Here is a 23624-nt window from a genome sequence, read left to right on the forward strand (position 1 = left end):
AGCCTGTTGGTCATAGCGGCACAAACAGTTCAGCCGCCTTTGCGATAAGGTCAGTTAAGGGGAATTTCTTTGGGCAATTGCTCTGGCATATGCCGCAGCCGGTGCATTTCGACTTCTGATGGCCTTCGAGCCGGTAGACGAACCGCGGTATTTCGTGATTGTCGTACATCATCGCGTCGTTGTACAGCTCTATGATCCGGGGAGCGTCAATTCCGATAGGACAAGGCATACAGCATCTGCAGGCGGTACATTGTATGGCACGCCTGGAATTATAAAGGTCACGGAGCTTGCCTGCCCGGAGCAGTTCAAAGACGTCCAGCATATCGGGCGCGCAGTTTTCAGCAATGGATAAAAGCTGGCAAACCCGCTCCGGTGTGTCAAGCTCAAAGTTCACCGTGGATAGCCCGGCATGGTTATAAATCCAGCGCAGCGACCACTCCGCTGGGGTTCTCTTCTCATTCGCCTCATCCCAAACGGTTTGAACACTATCGGGGATATGCTGCAGAAGACGTCCGTCTTTTAAGCCGCCGGATATGATAACGCCAAGGCCGTTCTTTGCGGCTGTCTCGAGGCCGCTGATACCGGGATGATGCCTATAATCCACCATGCTGTACTCGAATTGGACGAATGTCCAGTTATTAAAGTCGTCAATGATTTGTTGAAGAATCTGACAGTCGTCATGAAACGAAAAGCCGACATACCGCGCCTTATTTAAGCCGAGTACCTTCTCAAGCCACGCTCTGATACCAAGTCTCCTCAGTTTTTCCCAGGTCAGGCGGTTTACGCCGTCGAGCATGAGAAACTCCGAATCAGGCAACCCATACCATTCAAGCTGATTTGCCAGATACCTGTCCAGCTCTTCTGTTTTGTCTACCCCGCAAACAGGGATACTGATTGCAGTCCTGATCCTTTCCCGATATCCGTCCGTCAGCGCTTCAGCGATATATGCGCAGCGTCCGGCCGGATTTTCCTGCAGGTACGGAAAGCCAAGGCCGATGAAATTTACACCGTGATCTATGGCGCTGCGAATGGCGGCAATGCGCCGCTTCGCATCATCTGCATCAATTGTCCCCGTTTGCGCTGTCAGCGCCGGTATTTGCATGGCGCCGAGACTGACGGCGGAGATTTCCCAGTCAAGGCGACCGAATTTTTGATATTTCATCTCTGTGTACCGCTGTCGTGTTTGCCGTTCATTTATATTGACAGCTCCGTCCTCCGTATCAAATCCTCCTGGCTGCCCGGCACGAGCTCTACAAAATACGCCGAAAAGCCGGCGACACGGACGACCAGATTCTTATACTTATCCGGTGCCTTCTGGGCATCGCGGAGAATCTCGCTGCTGATGACATTGATCTGCATTTCCATCCCGCCCATGTCAAAATATGTCTCTATCAGCGCCTTTAGCTTCTGTTTGCTATCCTCGGCGCTTAAGGCCGTGGGGTGGAATTTCATATTCAGAAGCGTACCGTCGGGATATTTGCTCTGGTCAAGCCGGGAGACTGAGGCCAATATTGCCGTCGGGCCGTTTTTGTCCATCTGCTGCATCGGGGAGATACCGTCCGACAGCGGTTCCCCGAGCTTGCGTCCGTCGGGTGTTGCCGCCGTGGACAAGCCGTACAGGACATTGAACGCCACCGGGAAGAGCCCCGCGCTGAAGCGGCCCCGCGGCCCGTATGCGGCATTCACAAATTCGGCGAACGTGTCGCCGACCCACGTCAGATATTTGTCGTTGTAGTCATTGGCATTGCCGTAGCGCGGCGCTTCATTGAGTATGTACTGTCGGAGCGCCTCCTTCCCGTCCCAGTTTGTCATCAACGCGTCGTACAGCTCTCGTGCCGTACAAATCTTACGGTCATAAACCAGATATTTGGTTACGGCCAGGCAGTCCACCAGATTACCTATGGCAATCCCGGGGAAACCTGTTGAGTTGTATCTCGCCCCGCCGTCCATGACGTCTTTTCCGGATTCCATACATCCGTCCATTGCCGCCGAGACAAGAGGCAGCGGGAGCTCTCTGTCCGTGATATATTCCTGAATATTGGTCATGCTGACCTGCCAGTCGACAAAGAACCTCATCTGCCTGCGGACGGCCTCAAGGACCTGATCGAAGGATTCCATTTCATAAAGATATCCCGTGGGCAGGCCTGTCTGCCGGGGTGCCGATCCATCCGGATTTGGGAATGGATTGTAACCGTTGTTGATGGCCTGGAGAAAGCAGTTGGCCATATTCCAGTACCCCTCCCAGCCGGAGGCGCCGCACATGGACCAGTGATCGCCGCAGCCGGCAGGCTCGACGCAGCCGATAAGGCAGTAGTTCCGGGCGCTTTCCAGCGATAAGCCGCGCCCCTGAAGTCCGGGGATGATGATCTCGTCATATTCAAACGTGGGGACACCGCCGGCAATCATTGTCGTGGCGATTGCGGCCTCCCAAAGTGCGTCGGGGGTCCCCCGATGAATCCGCAATGCCTGCGGGGGATCGTGCAGGACAAGCCGCCCCGCCGACTGGAGCATCATATATGTCACGTCGTTTGTCGCGTCATTGCCGTTCTTGTCAACGCCGCCGAGCGTCATCAGCATACCGCTCGTGTATCCGGATACGCCGCGCGCCGAGGTGGAGGGGCCCATTTTATTCATTTCCGCGACTTTCAGATAAAACAGATCGAGAATCTCCTGGCCCTCCTCGGGCGTCATGACGCCCGAGGCAAGGTCCGCCTTATAATAATCGCCCAGGTATTGATCGACGCGCCCGAAGCTGATGCCGTGCTGCTGGCCGTCCAGGCACATGCCGATGTGGTATAAATACAGGCACTGGACGGCGTCATGAAAATTGCGGCAGGGCTTTTCCATGATCCAGTCCAGGCTGTCAGCCATTTTTTTGAGCTCTTTTCTTCTTACAGGATCATTTTCAATCCGGGCCATATCCATGCATGCCGCCGCATACCGCTTGGATAATGTGATCATCGACTCGCTGACAATCACGACGGAGCGGTAAAAGGTATATTTTGCGGCGTCTTCTCCATAAAGACGGCCTTCTATCGACGCCATTTTAAAGCGCGCTTCATCTCTGATTGTACCGAACCCCCGGCGGATGACCTTGTCATAGTTTGAGCAGAAATGACCGATCGGCATGATGCATATTTTTTCGCCGAAGGCCGTCACGCCATTCCCGACACTTTTTAAATATCCCTCCGGAACGTATTCGCTCAATTTCGCGCTGTTATTTTCCTTTTCCCAGAAATCCACGACGCTGAGGACATAGTCGATATCCTCCTGATCGATCAGATAATTATCCGTCGGCCTGTTGAGCAGCGTGCCGTTCTCCCAGTCCCGCCTGAACCAGGCGATGCCTCCGAACTCTGGGTTCAGCGAGGAACCCCGGTACGTCGTTGCCTGGCTGCCCACGATAAGCTCATCCTCGTTGATGTGGATCGGCAGCTTTTCGCACAGGATTCTGAAGTTCTTCGCCCGCTTCAAAATACCTGTCAGCTGTGTGTTCTCCTGGTAAAACTCCGTAACTATCTTTAACCGAGCGGTGCAGAGCTTCGGCGTTGTGGAACGGTACCGCTCGCGAACGCGTTTGACACGATCGGTCATAGGCTTTAGCGTGTACATCATTGAAGGCCTCCCAGTTGCTTTTTATGTTGTCAATTGTACAGAAGGACGCCTCAATTGAGAAATAGCAATAACTTTGCTTCATATAAACAATTTCGATAAGCGTTAATGAAAAAAGCCTTCGGATGACGTAATAATCCATCTCTGTGTTGCTTTTTGGGCTTCAATTATAGTTTAATAATACTAAATACCGGATTTAAGGAGGATCACTTTTCGTGGATAACAACAAGCTTGAGTATTTTGTTTCAGCCGCCCAGTCCCTTAATTTCTCTGAAGTTGCGCGCACGCACTATATCTCCCAGCCCGCAGTCAGCCATCAGATCAATCTGCTTGAAGAGGAATTGGGGGTCCAGCTGTTTGTCCGCGTTGGGCGGCAGCTTTTACTGACAAGCGAAGGCGAGCTGTTTCTTCCCCACGCGATCCAGATCCTCCAGAATATGCACGAAACGGTACAGCTTGTACAGCGAAACAAGCAGGGAAAGTCGGGCAAGGTGTCGATCGTCGTCGCCAACACAAACAGCGCGACCTATAAAAAATGCCTTGCCATGTTTTCAAAGCGCTATCCGAACATACTTGTCGACACAACGATCGCCCTGGGCTATGAACAGACAAACGAGATATCGAAGGGAAACTTCGACTTTTGCTTTATTGCCGAGTACATGGTCGCGGACAATGCAAGCCTGGACTATACTGTAACCCAGCAGGACAGAATGTGCCTGGTGCTGCCAAAATCATTTCCGCCCGTTGCCGATTTGAACGACTTCTCTCAGCTGGAGGATTACCCGTTTATCGGCATCAGCTACGAAAGCTCGCCGCTTCTCAAGGAAGAGATACAGAACATCTGCCGGCAGAGAAGCTACACGCCCAAGGTCGTTCATCAGTACAACAGGACAGAGGCCGTTCTCTGGTCCGTTGACGCCGGCGTGGGCATCTCAATTGTCCCGATCTCCCTGATTTCACTTTACGCCACCGAGAACATCACCTGCATCCCCATCCCGGGAGACGACTGCGTCGTCAACTGTGTCGCAGGCTGGCAACGGGTGTCAAAAAACACCGCGGCCCTGAAGTTCAAAGAAGTGGTGCTGGAGCTATATCCGAAGGAGCCGGCCAACACGATGCCTGCAGACGGCGTTTAATACAAGGCTCAGACGGAATCCCGCAAAACCGTCTGAGCTTATTTCTTATCGAATTCTTTTATATGCAGATAAGCATTTTCTATCAGTGGAATAACGGTTATTTTATTGCTTTCACGAACAAATAACCCTACAATTGTCCTGCTGGATACGAAATCTTTTACGAGGGTTGGGCGGCCATGATCATACTTAAAAACGCGTTTCTTATCGACGGACTGCGCCGGGAGCCTGCTGCCGGTGCGGACGTGGTCATCGGCGGAAAGCATATTCTGCAGGTCGGCCGCGGCCTGCCCGTCCACCGGGACGACGCGGTTATCGATCTTCACGGGCTGACGCTCATGCCGGGTCTGGCCGACGCGCATCTCCATCTTGGCGGTCCCTTTCGTTTTGACGAGCCCCCGCTGCTCGGCGGCGAAGCCACCGACTGGTACGCGGACAAAAGAAAGCTGCTGCTGGATTACGGCATTACGAATGTCCGAAGCGGCGGCGATTTTGAGGCCGACATGCTTCGGCTTAGGGGCATGACCGACGCCGGAAACCTGGACGGGCCGAGAATATGGACATGCGGCAGGGCTTTTCAACCTGTGGGAGGTCATCCGGCCTACACGGTGTGGCAGTCGGCAGCGGACATCCTGGAAAAAGCCGTTGCATCGCCCGCATCTCCCATGGACGCCGCTGCCGAAGTCCGGCGCCAGGTCGCGGCCGGCGTAAATCATATCAAGTGTTTTCTGGCCGACGACAACTACATGGCCCCCGGGCATAAAGCGCCACGATTGGACCCGGCGATACTGCGGGCCGTCATGGCGGAAGCGCATCGATGCGGCCGCAGGACGATGGTCCACTGTCAGGACCCGGGGTTCGCGCTGGAAGCCCTGAACGCCGGCGCCGATTCCGTTGAGCATCTGGCCTGCAGCGGCCATGAGGGCAAGGCGCTGCCGGGCGGTCTCATCGGATCGTTTCTTAAACGAAACGCGTTTTGTGTGCCGACGATGTCCGCGGCTTTTTACTACGGGTACAGTCCAGATGCCCAGGCCGGGTTGTCTGGCCTTGTCAAAACGCTTTTTGACAACGGCGTCAATATCGCCGCCGGCACTGATGCCGGGACGCCGAATATACCCTTCGGGGAATCGGTACATAAAGAAATGGAACTGTTTGTCGAAGCCGGAATCCCTCCCATGGACGCGATTATTTCCGCGACGTGTCAAGGCGCCGCTGTTGTCGGGAGCGATGCTTTCGGCACAGTGCTGCCGGAAAAGCTGGCGGACCTGGTTGCCGTTGAAGGGAACCCGCTTGATGACATCACATGTACAAGAAATATCAGACTCGTTATGAAAGAAGGAAGAATACTCAGGCGGGCAATCTAAGCCCTAATAAATTTTTTGATTATAAGTCAATTCGTTTTTTCTATGGACGAGAACGCTTTTTACCGTAGACTTTCAGCTTTCTTCTCCCTTATGATAAATACAGAGCCAGATTTAACGAGGAGGAATATTTCATGGGGCAGAAATCCCGTATCCATCAGCATCTGGAAAAACCGCTCATCTGGCGGGACGGTCCGGAGGGGCTTTACCCGTTTCCGCTGTTCTGGATGGAAGGCAAAAAGGATCTGGAAGGATTCAGCGGCAGCTTATGTTTAACCTTCGTCAAAGAACCCTGTCAGTTTCATCCGGTAGAAGGCATGCTCATACATCCCTATGATGAGGTCCTTGTGTTCGCGTCGGCAAATGTCAAGGATATGCTCGATCTCGGCGCCGACGTCAGTATTGAAATCGGCGAGGAGCGGGAAACGTACACCTTCAGCGAAACTCAGGTCGTCTGTATACCCAGAGGGACGCCGCACGGACCCGTGAAGGTGAGCAATGTCAGGAAACCGTTTCTGCATTATGTCATTTCGCTCGACCCCGTATACGCTGCCGAGCAGATACCGGCGGACGCACTGAAGGCTCCGGTGTTGGGAAGTCAGAAATATAAGGATTACTGCCGTGTTTTCAAATGGGTCGTCGACCCTGTCACCGGGCTGCGCATCCAGGACAAATACGCGAATCCGGAAGAAAGTCTTGCAGTTCAAAAAAGCAATCTGGACGCGCGCGGCGTGTCCCATCCGAGGAATAAGGGCGACAAGGGCCCCGGCAACGCGGAAAACATCGTCTGGCTTTTCGGCTCGGAAATGCTCGGCTTTGAGCTGAACACCTTATGGGGCCATTATACGGACCCCGGCATATGGCACCGTGCCGGAGAATCGCACAGCCATCCGACCGAAGAGGTTCTCGTTTACATCGGGCTTGACGCGGAGGACCCGTTAAATCTGGGCGCCTGCTGCGAGACGGCGCTGGGTGAAGAGGATGAGCGGTATGTCTGTACGACGCCAACCGCTTATGTACAGCCCAAGGGATTTTCTCACCTTCCGCAGATAACGCGCTGGGTAGACCGGCCGTTCGGATTTTTAGTTATCGATCTCGACAGTACGCATGATTCCCCCTGGAAAGACCGGAATGGGTCAAAAACCCTTTATGAAAGCTGACAGACTGCCGTTTGATATAAACAGCCTATTTTCTCTTCCGCTTGCGGACCAGTTCCTATAACCTCCTTTGCTTCGGCGGCATAAGGCCTTGCAGCATTGCCCTGCAGGGCTTTATGTCTGTTTAAGCTTTTTCCGTTATTGATGAAATATATTTATCGCGTTCAAAGAGATTTGAATTTCCCAATAAGAAGTTTTCGAGATATAATATTTGCACAAAAATCAATGCAGGTCAGCGAACTTTTTTACACAAAAAAGCGAGGTAATCTCTTATGTTGGCTTTTATAAATGCAAAAGTTATTGACGGCACGGGTAATTTGCCAATCGAAAAGGCAACGGTCATCGTAAACGGAACGCAAATAGACGCTGTAAGCGCCGGCACAGCCGCTCCCGATGGCGCCACGGTGGTTGATCTTCAGGGGAAAACGCTGCTGCCGGCTTTTTCAGAGGCGCATACGCATTTCGGGGGAAGCGACCTTTTGACGCGCCCTGGTCTGGGCGGCCGGGATATGACATACGACTATGCGCTGAACGGCGCCGTGAATCTGCAGTGGGGCGTGACCACCGTTCGCTCCGCCGGCGACTGGATGCCCGACATTGTCTCCTACCGGGACGATGTCGCAAGCAAGCGGCTCCACGCCCCCCGCATCTTAACGGCGGGGCGCATGTTCGTTGCCGCAGGCGGCCATCCCCTGAATACCGTTTATGCCGGCAACGAGGCAATACGCGACAGCGCCTGCGTCGTTTGCGATGAAACGACGGACATCGATGCCGAGGTGAAGGCACTGGCTGACGCGGGCGTCGACTGGATCAAAGCCTTCCTCTCCACGATAAACAAGATGAATTATCCTCACCCCGTTCCGCGATTGTCCCATAAGACCCTTAAAAAAATAACAGGCGCCGCCCACAAATACGGCAAGCCCATGATGCTTCACATTGAAAACCCGTCCGAGCTCGAGGAAGCTCTGGACATCGGCGTAGACAGCATCGAGCACACCATTGGCGTGGGCAATACATATTTCGAAATCTCCGACGCTTTATTGCACAGGCTGAGCGACGGCAAAACATTCGTCGTGCCGACATTATCGGGCATTAAGGCCCACGACGGCACGCTGCAGGGCGCCGAGCCTGTCTATCCCCACCTGGAGAAGGCCGTGAAAAAGATGGCCGCCGCCGGCGTCAGGCTGGGCGTGGGATGCGATTCCGGCATTCCCTTCCTCCCTTACGGGGAATGTGTCCATACGGAGATGGCGCTTCTCGTGGCGGCGGGATTATCGCCAATGGATGCCATCTGCGCCGCTACCAGAGGCAACGCCGAGCTGTTCCGACTGCAGGATAAGCTGGGTACGATCCAGGCCGGGAAGCTCGCCGACCTTGTCGTCCTGGACGCAGACCCGCTGGCAGATATCCGGAATACACGACAGATAAAGCTCGTCATGAAGGAAGGCCGCATCATGGTCGACCGCCTGTTGGCCGGCTGAAATCGCTGCATTCAGGCGAACATCATAAAGAGAGTCGGCAGTGGTTTTAGCCTGCTGCCGACTCTATACATTAAAGCTTATCGTTTGGTCCGACGCCGCGTTATCGCCTTGCCTTATATATCACGCGTAATATCCCGCTCTGAAGCCTGCGGTCCCGGCCTCCATGGCATTGGTACACGCCTCGGCATCTCCCGCGATGACCAGCTTGTCACCCAGGAAGGAAAGCTCATCCTTCAGCCCGTTATTCGGATGATAGCCCATGGAGACGACGATCGCGTCACACGGCAGCAGCGTCTTTTGACCTTCCTGTTCGACAAGAACGCCGCTCTCACAAATCTCCAGGACTTTTGTGTTCATCATGGTTCTGACGTCTCTCTCCTTCATGAACCTGACCATCGCGACGACCTTCGTGCCGTCGGCTTTGGCGGAGAGCTTATCCGCCATCTCGATCACCGTGATCTGGCCGCGTTCGGCGTCCGCCAGGTACATGGCCGTTTCAACACCCACCTCGCCGCCGCCGGCGACGATAATCCGGCCTTCGGCCTGCGCTTTTCCAAGCAGGATATCCTCCGCGAAAACCACGTTCGGGCGGTCGATGCCGGGAATGCGGGGCTTGTTCGGCAGTCCGCCCGTGGCGAGAATCATCTTATCCCCGCCAAACGCCCTGACGTTTTCCGCCGTGGCTTTCTTGTTCAGCTCCACTGTGACGCCCAGCTTTTTGATCTGGCTGATCAGGTAGCAGGTAAAGGTTATAAAATCGCCTTTCCCGGGAGGATAAGCCGCGGCGACGAACTGGCCGCCCAGCTTATCGCCGGCTTCCCAGAGCGTGACCTTGTGCCCCATACGCGAGGCCGCAATGGCGGCTTCCATACCGGCGACCCCGCCCCCGACGATCAGCACCTTCTTCGGCGAGGGCTTATTTTCATAGGTATACTCGTATTCGCGGTTCAGTTCGGGGTTGACACAGCAGCGGATCGGGACCTGCAGATATGTACCGGACACGCAGCCCTGCATACAGCGGATACAGGGCCGGATTTCCTCAAAGCGGCCCTCTTTGGCCTTGTTGGGCATTTCGGGGTCGGCCAGGGAGCACCGGGACATCCCGACGATATCGCAAAAGCCCGATTCCAGAAGGCTCTCCGCCATGAGCGGATCATCGATACTGTTGACGCCCAGGACCGGGATTTTCACGACCTTTTTCAGCGCGGCCGCGTTATCGATCGTCCACGCATGAGGCTGATACGACGGGGCAACCTGGCCGGGATTATAGGTGCCGTAGACGCCGTTGGAGCAGTTGATCAAATCGACGCCCCACTCCTCCAAAAGCCTTGCCACCATGCGGGACTCGGCAATGCCGCGCCCCGACAGCGTGTGCTCGTCGGCGGAATACCGTACCGATACCGGGAAGTCCGGGCCCACTGCCCCGCGGACCGCATCGTAAACCTCGCGGAGCAGGCGCATACGGTTGTTAAAGCAACCGCCGTATTCATCGGTACGCTTGTTTTCGTAAAACGACATGAATCCGGCGATAAGATATCCGTTGCCGGCGTGAATCTCAACGCCGTCAAAACCGGCCTGTTTCACCCGGGCAGCCGTTGAACCGAACTGCCGGACAAGCTCCTGTATTTCTTCCACGGAGAGCTCCCGGGCCATTTCCCTGTTCCACGGGCAGGACATCGGTGAGCAGGCAACAGGCTGCATTCCTCCGTTGACAAGGGAATTGGACTGGCGGCCCGCGTGATAAATCTGGCAAAAGATCTTGGCGCCATGCTGATGCACGGCATCGGTCAATTTGCGATGCCCCTCTATCTGCGCGTCATCGAACAGGCCCGCGACATATTTGTAACCTTTGGCGTTTGGATTGATGCCGTAGTCCTCAGTTATAATCAGGCCGAAGCCGCCTTTTGCTTTAGCTTCGTGATATTTGATATATTGCTCGGTTGCGTATCCGTCTTCCGTACACATATTGGTGACCATCGCCGTCACGGCGAAACGGTTTGGGATCGTACAATCGGCGATTTTCAGAGGCGTAAACAGGCTCTGATATTCCATTGAGTTATGCTCCTTTCGACTTGTAAAAGCAGGACGCCATTGCGGGCTGCTTGTTCATTAAGAAGAAGAATCGCGGAGTTTTATGATGTCGGGACAGCGTTAATGATATCATAAGATTTTTAACATTTAAAATTCATATTTATTTCTTTACAATAAAATTAATCTATCATAAAGTAATGTAAAACATTTCATTCTTGGGGGCTAAGCAATGGACATAAAGCAGCTGGAATACTTCGTAACGATTGCGCAGACCCTGAATTTCACCCAGGCAGCCAAAGCCCATTACATTACCCAGCCCGCCATAAGCCACCGGATAACCGACCTGGAAACTGAATTGGGCATACAGCTCTTCGTGCGAAGCAAGCATCGGGTTTTTTTGACATCCGCCGGAGAGGCTTTTTTAAATTACGCGGCAAGTATGCTGGATACGGCCGACGCCGCGCTCAACAGAGCGAAAAACATTGCGATGGGCAGGGAGGGGCACTTACGTATTTCAGTGGTTCCGACGTGCAGTAAAACACTCACGGAAATATTGATCGAGTTCAGGAAAAAATATCCGGATGTTGATGTGCAGGTCGATTTTTCAACAGGGCGGGAACAGATCATCGCCATTAATAAAGATGAATATGACTTTTATTTTTCTTTTTCTTCACTGATCCAGGCATGCGAAAATCTGCAGTGCCTTGAAACAGACCAAGACCGCTTCGGCATCTTTTTGCCTAAGAAATACGCCAATCGCGTAGATCCTCGCAATCCTTCCACATTAAAAGAACTCAATCTGGCGGCAGAATTGAGGGCCGCGGGTCCATTTCTTGTCGATCAGATGTTTTCCATATGTACAGCGCGTGATATCGACACGTCCAAAATCGTCGGCTGCAGGAACCATATGTCTGTATTTCTTTTGGTAAATGCAGAAATGGCGTTTACAATGTTTCCTCTCGGGATGAGGGATTGCGTCTCAACCGAGCGAATTATCACCTACCCTCTTGGCGGCGACGATGCCCTTGTGACAAACGCCGTCGGCTGGAATCCTTCAAACAGCAATAATACCGCGGAAGTGTTTATGAATCTCCTCTTTGAAAAGTATAAATAGAAGACAGAACCTTATAAAATAAAAGCTGAAAAAGACGTCTTGCAAAAAGACGTCTTTATTCTTTTCTTGATAGAAATTCGTTATCGTATAGTTAAAGAAATCGATTTCCATTATGATTCTCACTATGTTAATTTGTGAACAAGAAGAAGCGTATTCTTAACGGAGTTTTATACATTTATAACAATGCGGGATAAGGGAAATGGGGGATATGCACAACTATTATTATCAATGCAGGACAAAAGCTGCTCGAGAGGGATTCTTTGCTGCGATCAACGCGTAACAAAAAATGGAGGAGTAATAATGGAAACTCAAATGGCAGCCCCGAAAAAGACACGCGACGCATTGTACTTTGTCAAGAGCATCATCGGTTTGGCTATTATGATTTTCTTTCAATATATCCCGGCGCCGGCGCCGATCACGCCCACAGGCATGGCAGTCATCGGGATGCTGCTTGGTCTGATCTTTCTTTGGACGTTTGTGGATATCGTCTGGCCCACATTCGCCGGTATTTTAATTTTTGGTTTTCACGCATTTGCGATATATCCCAAATCGATTTCTTTGGCCGGTATTTACGAAGCCGGCGCCCAATCCTTCGGCAACTGGTGCGTTGTATTTATCATCGGCTGCCTGCTTTTGACGCTGGCTCTTGAAGAAGCGGGGACGATCCGAAGAATTACGATGTGGTTTCTTTCGCGCAAATTTGCGCGAAAGAGCCCGTGGGCTTTTACAACCATGTTTCTCGGGGCCGCACTGCTGGTCGGACTGTTTCTCGACGTTTCGGCGGCTCAGTTCTTCATGCTGGGTATCGCGCATCAGATGTTCGAGCTTCTCGGCTTTAAAAAAGGTGAAAAATGGCCCACGCTGATGATCATTGGGTTGACCTTCACCACCATCATCGCCTTTGCGGCCACGCCTATCTGCCACGCCGTCCCCATCATGTTCATGGGTATCTATTCCTCCATTACGGGACAGCCTGTCAATATGCTGTCCTATATTCTTGTGGGTGTTCCTATCGGTCTTGTCCTCTGGGGTCTGATGCTCCTCTGGTTCCGATATGTAGGAAAGCCCGACGTGTCCCAATTGGAGAACATTGATTACAACGTCATTGAAAGCATGAAGCCCGGGCCGATGGACAAAAAGGAAAAAATCGTCGTGACGGTCTCCCTGTTTGTCGTCGTATGCTGGCTGCTGCCCGGCTTTATGTCCTTCCTCGCACCGAATTCGCCCGTTTTGGCATGGTTCAACGCCGCCACAGCCACAGCGCCGATGTTTGCGGCCATTCCGCTGCTGGCGATCATCCGTATAGACGGCAAGCCGATCCTCAACGTTATGGACGCATTGCAGAAGCTGCCCTGGTATGTCATCGCATTTTTGGCGGGCATCATGATGATCGCCAGCGCGGTGGGCGAGCAGAGCACCGGCATTCCCGCCTTTATGGCGGCCAATCTGGCCCCGATTACAAACGGCCTGAGCCCATTCGTCTTCGTTACCCTTATCGCGGTTCTGAGCTGCGTGCTCGCAAACTTCTTAAACCACGTCCCGGTTGGCATTATCTTTGTATCTGTCAGCGTGCCTGCCGCAATTGCCGTCGGCATTAATCCGCTTGTAATGTTTATCGCGGCCTGCCTGGGCGCCAACCTGGGATTTGCAATCCCCCCCGCCATGGTCCCAATCGGCGTTGCCTGCGCGGACGAGTGGGGCAGCTACAAAACCACGATCAAAAACGGCTTCTTCATGCTGATCTGCACCTGTGTTGTACTGGCGATTCTCGTTTATCCCCTCAGCAGCCTTGTTTTTGGCCGTTAAGTAAAACTGCCTGCGCGAAGGGACAGGCAAATGGCCCGTCCCCGCGCGCAGAGTACGAACACTTTGGAGAAAAGCTATGGAAGAAGCTCAAAAAGCGGCGGCATTTACCGAGCGCCTTCAGCGTGTCAATAATGCGATTGCGCTGAAGGAAAGCGACAAAATGCCCATTGTTCCTCTTTTCAATTCTGTGATACAGCGCCTCTACGGTTCCAGTTATAAAGACCTCTACTACAACCACAGGCAGGCCGGGGACGCCGTGCTGAAGTTTTACGCGCAGTACCCGCAATGCGACGCCCATTTTTTTGAAGGCTTTAAAAGCGGCGTGGCCAACGAGCTGGCCGGCTCCAGAATGATCGACTGGCCGGGACGCCCGGGTACGGCCGTATCGGATTTCAGCTCCCATCAGGTCATCGAGCACGAGTTCCTTCTGCCGGAGGAATATCCGGAGCTCCTCAACGACTTCACCGGCTTTATGCTCAAGAAATATATTCCGAGGGCTTATGCCAATCTGCAGGGCTTTGGCAGCCTGGCACTCTATCCGGCCGTTATCCTCGGCACCAGTCTTTTAAACTCCGTCACGACGCCGGGCCTGCTGGAGTCCTACGGCAGGCTGGCTGAAATCGCAAGGCCGATGCCGAAGCCTCGGCGCTGACAAACGCGTATTGGGCGAAGCTGTCCGACATTGGTTTTCCCACGCTGGCCACAGGCACCTCCCAAGCGCCGTTTGATATCCTGGGCGACTTTTTCAGGGGCGCGGTCGGCATGCTGGAGGATCAGCTTGAGTATGAGGACGAAATCGCGGCCGTCTGCGATATGTTTGCCGATCAGCAGATCCAGGCCCTTCAGTATTTTCAGTACGCACCGCTGCCGGTCAAACGCGTGTTCTTTCCGCTCCACAAGGGCATGGACGGCTTTATCAGCCCGAAGCAATATGAAAAGCTCTATTGGAAACCGTTAAAGAAAGTCATGCTGGCGCTCATTGATATGGGCGTGACGCCGTTTATCTACACGGAGGGCCGGTACGAGACCCGCCTCGAGCAGCTGGCCGACGTGCCAAAGGGGAAGGTCCTATACCACTTTGAAACCGTCGACATGAAGGAGGCCAAGCGGATTCTCGGCAACGTCGCGTGTATCTCCGGCAATCTCCCCATCGCTCTCATGGAATTCGGCAAAAAGGCGCAGGTCGTCGCTTACTGCAAATATCTTATCGATACATGCGCTCCCGGCGGCGGATATATCTTTGATTTCAGCGGCAGCCTGGAAAACACGAAACAGGAGAACCTGGACGCGATGTTCGACACCCTGGATACTTATAAATAGCAGACCGGCTCAAAATCCAAAACTGAAAAGGTTGAGATGCAATGAATCCTAAAGAACAATTTCTCTCCGCTTTAAAAAACGAAAAACCGCCCAAATGGATGGGCTACGCGTTTAACGCCTATGCCTCAAACGGCTTTCCCGTCATCTGGGACCCGGTGACTATGCTGGACGCCGCGTTTTCCGGCGAATCCTACATAGACCTCTGGGGCGCCACATGGCGCCATCTGCCGACGGACCCCGGCGCCATCCCGATGGTTAACCAGGAAAACAAGGTCATCAAGGACCTCACCCACTGGCGCGACTATGTCAGGTTCCCGTCGCTGGATAACCTTGACTGGTCCGCCGCGATGGGCATGCTGTCCGTTGTCGACAGGGATACGACGCTTGTCATGGTTCCCAGCTTTTATGGCCCGTTCGAGCGCGCGCACGCGCTGATGCCCTTTGACGAAGTCCTATGCGCGTTATACGAGGAGCCGGACGCCACATACGATCTGTTCGGCGCCCTGACGGATTGGAAAATCAAAGCGCTTGGCCTGGTGATCGACCATATCAAGCCCGACATCATTCACTCGCATGACGACTGGGGTTCAAAAACGAGCCTGTTCATGTCCCCCGAAATCTTCCGAAAGCTGCTGAAGCCCCATTATACGCGGCTTTACAGCTATATCAAGAGCCGCGGCGTCCTGGTGCAGCATCATGCCGACTGCTACTGTCAAGGGCTGGAGTGCGACATGGTGGATATGGGAATCGACATGTGGCAGGGCGTCATCCCGGCCAACGATATCCCGCTCATCCAGAGAAACACCCGGGGCAGGCTCCTTCTGCTGGGCGGTATAGACCAGACGGTCATCGATCACGCCGACGCGACAGAAGAAAGCATCCGGGCCGAAGTCCGGAGGGCGATCGATACATACGCGCCCGGCGGTGCTTTCCTGCCGTGCATCGCCAGCATTCTGTGCATCAACGAAGGCGTCGGCGACATTGTCATTGACGAGTGCAATAAATACGGCGCCGAATGGCTGAAAAAGAACAGCTGACCTCGCTCCTCTCTTCTTAAGAAAAGGCCGTCCCTTCGCCCGGGACGGTCCTTTCCTTGAAAATCAGAATATGATAGTGCCTGCCTTTTCTGTCCGACGCTTTAAAATGAGCTACATAAAGAATTGGAGCTGACGTCAATGAAAGATACTGTTATAATTATAATAAATTTTCTATTGATTTTTCAGACTGCCAGGAAATTCATATGAGTATCAAAAAAATTCTCAAGCTTATCGATGTCAAAACCTTTACGGCAGGTCTCCTGCCGGTTATGCTCGGCTCCGTCTATTCTTTATATTTCTTTCACAGGCTCAGCCTGTGCCTCATGATTATTCTTGCGATTGCAATGATGCTCATACAAGGGTCGACCAATATGCTGAATGATTATTTTGATTACAAACGCGGGGCCGACAGCTTGGACAAAGCCGACGAAAAGGCGCTTGCCAGCGGTGAGGTAACTCCAAAACAGGTTCTGACACTTATCGCTGTCTTTGCATCGGCGGCGCTGGTTATCGGTATCATCATTTCGAATAGTGCCGGTTGGGGCGTCATGCTGGTAGCGGCGGTCGGCGCTGCCGTGGCGCTTCTGTATTCTTCCGGCCCAAAGCCTATTTCACACACGCCGTTCGGCGAGGCTGCCGCCGGTATTACAATGGGTCTTGGAATAACGTCAACGGTCGCGTTTATCCAATCCGGCGCGTTTTCCTGGCATTATATTGTTATGGCGGTACCTGAGGTCATATTCATCGCCTATATCATGTTCACCAATAATTTGTGCGATCTTGAAAAAGACCAAAGCGCCGGCAGAAGGACGCTGCCGGGAATGCTCGGTTTCCAGGCCGCAAAATCTATATGGCTGCTTTGCTGTCTTCTGCTTGTTTCTATAACGGTCATTCTCATCATTATAGGCGCCTATCCGGCATGGGACCTCTTAGCAATAGCACTGCTTTTTAATTACCGTACCATGATTAAATTCCGGTCATACGGGCAGGGGCAGTTTGATAAAGGCCGGATGATGGGCATCATCGGCAGATTAGGTATACAATATCACGTCCTGATGGTACTCGGGCTCGTTATTGCTTATTTAGGACAGTTTGAGTAATATATATTTATACGCGATTCATTTCTATACTTTAAAGTACAGGGAGTTTTATTTTGAACCTGCTTCGTATTATCTCAGCGCTGACCGTTGGCGGCGTCGTCGGTTATATAACGAACTGGATTGCCATAAAAATGCTGTTCCGTCCGCTGAAGCCAATTATGATCGGCAGATTCCGTGTGCCTTTTACCCCCGGCATAGTCCCGAAGAGGAAAGACGCCCTCGCCGAAATTCTCGGGGGAGCTATCGTCGATAAATTTTTCAACGCGGATGACCTTGAAATCGTCTTCAAGTCCGATACATTTGCCGACGCATTTGCGGATAGTGTTGTTTCGATGCTCTCCGACGAGAGCTTCAGACTTAAGTCTATCCAAATCAGCAGCGGGACGGCTGACAGCCAGCTGTACGCACGGTTCAGAGATGAGCTCTGCATACGAATACAGGCCGCACTGCTGAGAGCCGATATTACGAAGCTGATTTCAGAGGAAGTCGTCAGGATAATGGAGGCCCGTTCCGCAAATTCTCTTGTCGGGAACATTCTTCACGCCGAGCTACCAGGGCTTATCACCGAATCGCTTTCAGATAAACTGGAGAATTATATCCTGAACGAAAGCCGGTCAGTTATCCTGCACATTATTGACGATGAGTTGAACGAACTCAGGACCGCGCCGATTGCTGAAATTACAAACAATTTATTCCCCGACCCAGAGGAGCTCCACGACATCGTTTTCAAGCTGCACGGGCGGTTTATGCGCAGATATGTGCGTCATATTGTCGAAAGCATCGACGTTGGCGGCATGATCACGGAAAAAGTCAAGCAGATGTCCGCAGGAGAAGTCGAAGGACTTGTTCTTGACGTCGTCAACCGGGAGCTTCGTTATGTGGTTCTCCTGGGCGCTGCCTTGGGGATGCTGATAGGGGCAATCAACATATTCGTATAGAAAAATCGCTTTAACAGTCTATAAACCGCTAAAAAAGCCTGTATGGTCATGGAAAATACCATACGGGCTTTCTTATTAGTATATCCTGCTTATTTCCGGCCATATTCTTATGATTTCATCCAACCTTGGATCACCGACAACGGATGAATTTCCTCTCTCGTTCATGATTGTCGGCTGCAGAATAAAACCGCCGTTCGGGCCATATTCCTCAATACACCGTTTTGCCTCGGCTATCGCCACTTCCACAGTCGCTTCGTTATAGCTGCACGGACCGGAAGTATCCCAGCCGCCTTCAATGACCAGGCGCCCATAAAACTCCTTTTTGATTCTTTGAAGATCGTTCATAATCTGTGCGGAGCTCCAGATCTGTATGCCTAATTCAACAAAATCTTCAAGGATATCTTCGCACTTGCCGCAAATATGCTGTGCGAATACAACACCTTTGGCCGTCACACAGTCAACGATCTTTCTATGGTACGGCTTGATGACCGAACGATAAACCTCCGGCGACATAAATAAGCCCCTTGCCGTCGCAAGATCGTCAAAGTAAGTAATGACATCCGGACGATAAGCGTCAATTACCCCGCTCAGGCACCGCGTAAAATAGTCTGTCAACGCCGAAAAGAATTCACCGCATTCATCGGGATCTTCAAACAGCGCGCACAGCGCGTTTTCAAATCCCATAAATGCAACGAGCCGTTCAAAAAGTCCGGTTGCACTGATCACATTAATCAATCTTTCTGATTTGTCGATATTTTTCAGGTCAGACTTTGCACATGATTCAAAGCCATATTGATTGGGGTCAGGAAAAACAACTTTTTTTCTCCAATCGGATATCTCAGTAAACAAGAATTTATTGGGTTCAGGTATGGCGCCGTCCCGTGTCAAAATCCAATTCACGCCGAACACATCCCGACCCGTTTCATAGGGATGGTTCATTAGAGCCGATGCCGATCTGAAATAATGATATACCTCCGAAGTCAAAGGGACGTATTCGGGCTTACCCCAATTTATGACTTCGAGCCCGTTCTCTCTAGGTGTCAGCGCCATTTATTAATTCCTCCTGATACAATAACTATAGTAGCCAATCTCCAGAGCTCTTTTGAGTCGGCATGTATCGCTTTTTTAAAGGCGGCCAAGCACGTCGATATGTACCTGGCCGCCGCGCTGATTTCAGTTTAATTTTTACGCGATGCCGGCATCCTTCTTCACCTGTTCAAAGAACGCCTTGTAGGTATCCTTTGTGACCATCTGGGGAGGGATGGCGTAGAATGTGACCTTGTCCCCCGGGGCTCTTTTGGTACTCCACAGGGTGTCGGCCGTTGCTTTGCCGTCCATGATCGCAATCAGGCCGCAGAGGGGCGGGATCACGTACTGGTAATCATCAATAGCCATAGCGGCAACCCAGGCGCCGGTGTACCCGTTGTCCCACTCCTTGGCCAACTGATCGCTGCCGACGTCTATGATCAGGGCGTTTTTATTCAGATTCAGCGCTTCCACGGCTCGGGCGGCGCCTGAGGCAAACTGCTCTTGGCACGAGGTGATAAACCAGTATTTTATTTCCGAATGCGCCGTGAGGGTCGCCGTCGCCAGGTCATAGCCGGTCTGCTCATCAATGTTCCCCGTAACGGCGTCTACCTCGAAAATTTTCGAAGCGTTGCCGGGAAGCAGCCTCTCGAACTGCTCCTTGGCCCCATCAAAGCGGTCCTGGAAGTCCTGGTTCACTGAATAATTGAAATTCAGAAGGCCGATTTGCGACGCGTCGATATCGCCCCAGTAGGTTTTATAGTTGTCATAGAGCCATTGCAGTACGGCGTCGCCGGCTGTCTTGCCATCGATACCAGCCACGGGGACTATTTCACTGCCGCTGTCGTCGCGTACGGAGTTCAGAACGCCGACCACGGGGATCTTCGACTCGTCCAGGACTTCCTTGAAGCGCATACGCGTTGCCGGATCGAAGATCATCAGGAACCCGTCGACCTTCTGATCGATAAAGATCTGGATATTCTGCAGATAAGCGTCCATGTCATTGTTGGCGCAGTAGGTCGTCACTTTATAGTTGAATTTTGTCTCAAGCTCCTTTAAGCGATCTGCAATATTCTGCATTGTCGTATTTTGCCTGGGATAAGCCCAAACAATGTTATACGTTCTTCTTGACGCCGGGTCGACACCGTCGTCGAAATAACCGACAGAGTTCGCGCTCGCCGAGACGTCACCGTTCGCGCTGGGGGTGGCCGAAACCGAAGCGCCGGCTGCCGGAGTTGCCGAGGAACCGGGGGTAAGGGCACTGCTGTCAGCGCCGGGAGACGTTGCCGTCTGCGTGCCGCACGCGAAGAGGGTCAGAACCAAGAGAAACGCAAGGACTGCCGAGAGTGCTTTTTTCATTTAAGTTCCTCCTTGTTTTATTTCGAATTATTTGTTTCCAAATAAATTCTTACGTACAATTCGTGCCCCGTTACTTGACCCGTTTCAATACCGATGACAATCAACCCATTCGGATACCATGTATGCAATATTACTATAATATCAACTCTTTTTCATGAATATTTGTGACAATTATTCAATATGTAATTTGACGTTTCGTATACGCAGAGAAAAGCCTGGCTAATTTTCGTTTAAAATATTGGTACTTATTCGAATTTAAATGAAGGTATTTTGCAAATTCAGATTTCAAAACAACATTCATTTTACTAATTATAAGTAATCATGCTGTAAAATTGACTTTTTGACAGCATTGTGCTAATATTTTTAAGTATTATCAGAATTTTTTGGTCTCGCCGAAAAGGATATGAAGACATGAATTTTACTACAAACATGGTCTACGGCGCATTGAACGCATATCGGGTCTCCAAATTCATTCAGAAAGATAATACGCGTGAATACAGATGGATCTCACTGCTGCCCGAAAATTCGCATGATATGGAACGCGACATTTTATACGTTTGTCTCATGACAGAGGCCCTCAAACGGAATAAGGAAAATCAAGGATTTCATTATTTATGTATCTGTGATCGTTACTGGGATAATGACCAAGCATCAGAATTTTCCAGCGGCATGATCGTGATAAACGAGAACAAGGATGTGGCCTGGCTGCTCAATCTTGTCCAACAGCGCTTTCTCCGGCTTTCCGAATGGGAAACGAATATGCAGCTGGCGATTATAGATAATTGCAGTTATCAAAGACTACTGGACCTCTGCGAACCCATATTGTGTAACTTTGTCTCTGTTCTTGATTCAACTTACAAACTATTAGCGCACACCACACATCAAAAAAGTGACGATCCGATCAATGTTTCTCTGCTTGAAAAGGGGTATCATACAGAGGAAACGATTCGTAAATTTCAGTCGCAGAGGCGTCTGAAGCTGTATGCGGAGGAACACGGACTTATTTTTGGCCATGCCGGCGAAATATCAATATATGATACCGTATGCAAATGGTGCCATTACGGCGGGGAGAACCTTTTGCAGACTGTAATGGTCTGCAGTAACACGCCACTGTCTGACGAATTGACTGAGCTATTTGATGTTCTGATGAAATATATCGATATCTGCTTCCAACGCGAGCAAAGGCAACTATTGACGCCGAGCAAAATATACAGCTCCTTAATGCACGATATAATTTATGAAAATCTCAGCAATCCATATCGAATTGCCGATCAGGCCAAGCGCTCCGGAATACCTTACATAAGTAATTTCGATTTTTATAAAATTGTTTTTGAAGATATCGCAATCGTACCGATTGGCCGCTTTATTCAGGAACTGTCGTCATATCTTCCGTTTTCAAAGATAATTTCCCAGGACTTTGAAATCTGTGTCCTAAATATCTACGACTCACCTAAAATTACAGAGTATTCGCATAAAAATATCGAAAAGATTATGCCCCTTTTGGAAAAATACAAGGGTATCTGTGGTGTAAGCGAGAGCTTTTCATGCCTTGCTGAGTTGAAAATGTTCGCCCATCAAGCGACATGTGCATTTAATATTGGAATAAAATTATACAATCTAGGAAACCATTGGAGCCTTGTCGAAAACATCTTCGAATCGGTTATGCAAAAACTTGAAAGCAGGGTGTTCTATTACAACGATATTTATGTTTTCCATATACTGCAGTGTTCAGAAATCGGCTCTGCTGATTTGTTTACGAATTCACCTTATACTAAATCGCTCAAGACTCTAATGGAATATGATAAAGAGCATGACGGCAATCTTATCGAGATACTGTATTGCTACCTACTGTGTGAACGCAGACCAACGGCTGTCGGAAACATACTTCATATGCATCGAAATACCGTTCTTTATCATATTGGACGAATTATTGAAATCATAGGTACCGACCTCGACGATTATTGGGTACGGTTAAAATTAATGCTTGCGTTTCATTATCTCGAACTGCAGGCTGCAAACATTAAAAGTAACGAAGTGCACTCTGGGAAATAGCTGTCTATCAAACAGCCATTCGCCCTCTTAAACAGTCAGCGCGCCGGGATAGAATCCCGGCGCGCTGTGTCAAATCAATATTCACTTTACGCTTTGTACTTTTTGATGGCCTCGGTGAGGGCGGGGAGAACTTCCTTGACGTCGCCCACGATACCGTAATCGGCAACGTCAAAGATCGGCGCGTCGGGGTCGCGGTTGATGGCGATGATGACATCCGACCCGGACATACCGGCCAGGTGCTGGATCGCGCCGGAAATGCCGCAGGCGATGTACAGCTTCGGGCCGACGGTCTTGCCGGTCTGTCCCACCTGATGCGCGTGGGATATCCAGCCGGAGTCCACAGCTGCGCGGGAAGCGCCCACGACGCCGCCCAGAACGTCGGCCAGGTCCTTTACCAGCGCAAAATTTTCCGGCTTGCCCAACCCGCGGCCGCCGGAGACGATGATGTCCGCCTCCTCCAGCTTCACGGCCGCCTCGGCTGCTTCTGCGATCTTCTCTACCAATGTTGTCCGGACGGTCCCTGCCGGCACGGGAATGTCTTCCCTGATGATCTCGGCGGTCCGCGCCGCGTCGGGCATGCCGCGCTTGAACACGCCGGGGCGCACCGTACCGATCTGGGGGCGGGTATTCGGACACTCGATCGTTGCCATGAGATTCCCGCCGAAGGCGGGGCGCGTCCACTGCACGTTGCCGGTCACGGTGTCGATCTCAAGACCCGTACAGTCCGCCGTCAAGCCGGTCTTCAGCCCGCAGGACAAACGCGGACCCATATCGCGGCCCTGGCTCGTTGCGCCGATGAGTATCGTTGAGGGCTTGTACTTATGAGTCAGCTGCGCCATCGCGTATTCGTAGGCCTCGGAGCTGTAATCGGCATAATCGGCCCCTTCCGCTACGATGATCTGATCCGCGCCATAGGCTGCGGCCGACTTTACCGCTTCGTCCACACCGCTGCCGATGACCACGGCGGCCAGCTTTTCGCCCACGGCGTCCGTCATCCTGCGGCCTGGGCCTAAAAGCTCCAGACCTACGCTCTTTGCCGAACCGTTCAAAACTTCAATATATACCCAGAGATTCTTATATTCGCTCATGTTGGGCCC

At 51.7% G+C, this 23624-nt stretch carries 18 protein-coding genes; 12 read left to right on the top strand and 6 right to left on the bottom strand.

Annotation, left to right across the window (positions count from 1 at the left end):
- Window positions 1–10: 10 nt before the first annotated feature.
- Both BUB60_RS10170 and BUB60_RS10175 read right to left on the bottom strand, forming a co-directional pair.
- Window positions 11–1162, bottom strand: coding sequence for an aldo/keto reductase (locus BUB60_RS10170; protein WP_073078506.1), 1152 nt, complete (start codon window positions 1160–1162; stop codon window positions 11–13).
- Window positions 1163–1194: 32 nt separating this feature from the next.
- The gene (locus BUB60_RS10175) at window positions 1195–3615 is read right to left on the bottom strand and encodes a glycyl radical protein (RefSeq protein ID WP_073078507.1); all 2421 of its coding nucleotides are present in this window, start codon (window positions 3613–3615) and stop codon (window positions 1195–1197) included.
- Between the two features lie 212 nt (window positions 3616–3827).
- Between BUB60_RS10175 and BUB60_RS10180 the strand changes: the two genes are divergently transcribed.
- The 4 genes from BUB60_RS10180 (at window position 3828) to BUB60_RS10195 (ending at window position 8744) form a co-directional block, all read left to right on the top strand.
- On the top strand, window positions 3828–4748 hold the full coding sequence (locus BUB60_RS10180) for a LysR family transcriptional regulator (protein WP_073078508.1): 921 nt from the start codon (window positions 3828–3830) through the stop codon (window positions 4746–4748).
- A 176-nt stretch (window positions 4749–4924) separates the two neighbouring features.
- Window positions 4925–6109, top strand: a complete 1185-nt coding sequence (locus BUB60_RS10185) for an amidohydrolase family protein (RefSeq protein WP_073078510.1) — start codon at window positions 4925–4927, stop codon at window positions 6107–6109.
- Between the two features lie 131 nt (window positions 6110–6240).
- Window positions 6241–7266: a hypothetical protein gene (locus tag BUB60_RS10190; protein ID WP_073078513.1), complete on the top strand. Its 1026-nt coding sequence runs from the start codon at window positions 6241–6243 to the stop codon at window positions 7264–7266.
- Window positions 7267–7535: 269 nt separating this feature from the next.
- Window positions 7536–8744, top strand: a complete 1209-nt coding sequence (locus BUB60_RS10195) for an amidohydrolase family protein (RefSeq protein ID WP_073078515.1) — start codon at window positions 7536–7538, stop codon at window positions 8742–8744.
- 120 nt (window positions 8745–8864) lie between these two features.
- Here the strand turns inward: BUB60_RS10195 and BUB60_RS10200 are convergent, their stop codons facing one another.
- On the bottom strand, window positions 8865–10796 hold the full coding sequence (locus tag BUB60_RS10200; RefSeq protein WP_073078516.1) for an oxidoreductase: 1932 nt from the start codon (window positions 10794–10796) through the stop codon (window positions 8865–8867).
- A gap of 208 nt (window positions 10797–11004) precedes the next feature.
- On the opposite strand from BUB60_RS10200, the gene BUB60_RS10205 reads away from it, so the two are divergent.
- From BUB60_RS10205 to BUB60_RS10235, 7 genes are all read left to right on the top strand, one after another.
- Window positions 11005–11889 carry a LysR family transcriptional regulator gene (locus tag BUB60_RS10205; protein WP_073078517.1) on the top strand — a complete coding sequence of 295 codons (885 nt, stop codon included), beginning with the start codon at window positions 11005–11007 and terminating at the stop codon, window positions 11887–11889.
- A gap of 300 nt (window positions 11890–12189) precedes the next feature.
- A complete protein-coding gene (locus BUB60_RS10210; protein WP_073078518.1) occupies window positions 12190–13695 on the top strand; it encodes an SLC13 family permease in 1506 nt (501 codons plus the stop codon).
- 76 nt (window positions 13696–13771) lie between these two features.
- Complete coding sequence (locus tag BUB60_RS10215; protein WP_073078519.1) at window positions 13772–14347, top strand: uroporphyrinogen decarboxylase/cobalamine-independent methonine synthase family protein; 576 nt, start codon at window positions 13772–13774, stop codon at window positions 14345–14347.
- A gap of 44 nt (window positions 14348–14391) precedes the next feature.
- Window positions 14392–15015 (top strand): uroporphyrinogen decarboxylase family protein, encoded by a 624-nt coding sequence (locus tag BUB60_RS10220; RefSeq protein WP_341444222.1) that lies wholly within the window; start codon window positions 14392–14394, stop codon window positions 15013–15015.
- Between the two features lie 41 nt (window positions 15016–15056).
- Window positions 15057–16052 carry a uroporphyrinogen decarboxylase family protein gene (locus BUB60_RS10225; protein ID WP_073078521.1) on the top strand — a complete coding sequence of 332 codons (996 nt, stop codon included), beginning with the start codon at window positions 15057–15059 and terminating at the stop codon, window positions 16050–16052.
- Between the two features lie 269 nt (window positions 16053–16321).
- Window positions 16322–17152 carry a prenyltransferase gene (locus BUB60_RS10230; protein WP_242941178.1) on the top strand — a complete coding sequence of 277 codons (831 nt, stop codon included), beginning with the start codon at window positions 16322–16324 and terminating at the stop codon, window positions 17150–17152.
- A 53-nt stretch (window positions 17153–17205) separates the two neighbouring features.
- Window positions 17206–18090 (top strand): DUF445 domain-containing protein, encoded by an 885-nt coding sequence (locus BUB60_RS10235; protein WP_073078523.1) that lies wholly within the window; start codon window positions 17206–17208, stop codon window positions 18088–18090.
- 75 nt (window positions 18091–18165) lie between these two features.
- Here BUB60_RS10235 and BUB60_RS10240 read toward each other — a convergent pair whose 3' ends face one another.
- Complete coding sequence (locus BUB60_RS10240; protein ID WP_073078524.1) at window positions 18166–19140, bottom strand: uroporphyrinogen decarboxylase family protein; 975 nt, start codon at window positions 19138–19140, stop codon at window positions 18166–18168.
- Between the two features lie 135 nt (window positions 19141–19275).
- Window positions 19276–20475 carry a substrate-binding domain-containing protein gene (locus BUB60_RS10245; RefSeq protein ID WP_073078525.1) on the bottom strand — a complete coding sequence of 400 codons (1200 nt, stop codon included), beginning with the start codon at window positions 20473–20475 and terminating at the stop codon, window positions 19276–19278.
- 411 nt (window positions 20476–20886) lie between these two features.
- On the opposite strand from BUB60_RS10245, the gene BUB60_RS10250 reads away from it, so the two are divergent.
- Window positions 20887–22527 (top strand): PucR family transcriptional regulator, encoded by a 1641-nt coding sequence (locus tag BUB60_RS10250; protein ID WP_073078526.1) that lies wholly within the window; start codon window positions 20887–20889, stop codon window positions 22525–22527.
- Window positions 22528–22613: 86 nt separating this feature from the next.
- Here BUB60_RS10250 and BUB60_RS10255 read toward each other — a convergent pair whose 3' ends face one another.
- Entirely contained in the window at window positions 22614–23615 is a 1002-nt protein-coding gene (locus tag BUB60_RS10255; protein ID WP_073078527.1) for an electron transfer flavoprotein subunit alpha/FixB family protein, read from the bottom strand.
- Between the last annotated feature and the right edge of the window lie 9 nt (window positions 23616–23624).

The organism is Sporobacter termitidis DSM 10068, assembly GCF_900130065.1.
GTDB lineage: Bacteria > Bacillota > Clostridia > Oscillospirales > Oscillospiraceae > Sporobacter > Sporobacter termitidis.

What these genes read in the sequence shown, in the direction of transcription:
- BUB60_RS10215 (WP_073078519.1), top strand. Translation starts at nt 13,772, where the DNA reads ATGGAAGAAGCTCAAAAAGCGGCGGCATTTACCGAGCGCCTTCAGCGT.
- BUB60_RS10205 (WP_073078517.1), top strand. Translation starts at nt 11,005, where the DNA reads ATGGACATAAAGCAGCTGGAATACTTCGTAACGATTGCGCAGACCCTG.
- BUB60_RS10225 (WP_073078521.1), top strand. Translation starts at nt 15,057, where the DNA reads ATGAATCCTAAAGAACAATTTCTCTCCGCTTTAAAAAACGAAAAACCG.
- BUB60_RS10170 (WP_073078506.1), bottom strand. Translation starts at nt 1,162, where the DNA reads ATGAAATATCAAAAATTCGGTCGCCTTGACTGGGAAATCTCCGCCGTC.
- BUB60_RS10245 (WP_073078525.1), bottom strand. Translation starts at nt 20,475, where the DNA reads ATGAAAAAAGCACTCTCGGCAGTCCTTGCGTTTCTCTTGGTTCTGACC.
- BUB60_RS10250 (WP_073078526.1), top strand. Translation starts at nt 20,887, where the DNA reads ATGAATTTTACTACAAACATGGTCTACGGCGCATTGAACGCATATCGG.
- BUB60_RS10240 (WP_073078524.1), bottom strand. Translation starts at nt 19,140, where the DNA reads ATGGCGCTGACACCTAGAGAGAACGGGCTCGAAGTCATAAATTGGGGT.
- BUB60_RS10200 (WP_073078516.1), bottom strand. Translation starts at nt 10,796, where the DNA reads ATGGAATATCAGAGCCTGTTTACGCCTCTGAAAATCGCCGATTGTACG.
- BUB60_RS10175 (WP_073078507.1), bottom strand. Translation starts at nt 3,615, where the DNA reads ATGATGTACACGCTAAAGCCTATGACCGATCGTGTCAAACGCGTTCGC.
- BUB60_RS10230 (WP_242941178.1), top strand. Translation starts at nt 16,322, where the DNA reads ATGCTCGGCTCCGTCTATTCTTTATATTTCTTTCACAGGCTCAGCCTG.
- BUB60_RS10210 (WP_073078518.1), top strand. Translation starts at nt 12,190, where the DNA reads ATGGAAACTCAAATGGCAGCCCCGAAAAAGACACGCGACGCATTGTAC.
- BUB60_RS10195 (WP_073078515.1), top strand. Translation starts at nt 7,536, where the DNA reads ATGTTGGCTTTTATAAATGCAAAAGTTATTGACGGCACGGGTAATTTG.
- BUB60_RS10255 (WP_073078527.1), bottom strand. Translation starts at nt 23,615, where the DNA reads ATGAGCGAATATAAGAATCTCTGGGTATATATTGAAGTTTTGAACGGT.
- BUB60_RS10185 (WP_073078510.1), top strand. Translation starts at nt 4,925, where the DNA reads ATGATCATACTTAAAAACGCGTTTCTTATCGACGGACTGCGCCGGGAG.
- BUB60_RS10190 (WP_073078513.1), top strand. Translation starts at nt 6,241, where the DNA reads ATGGGGCAGAAATCCCGTATCCATCAGCATCTGGAAAAACCGCTCATC.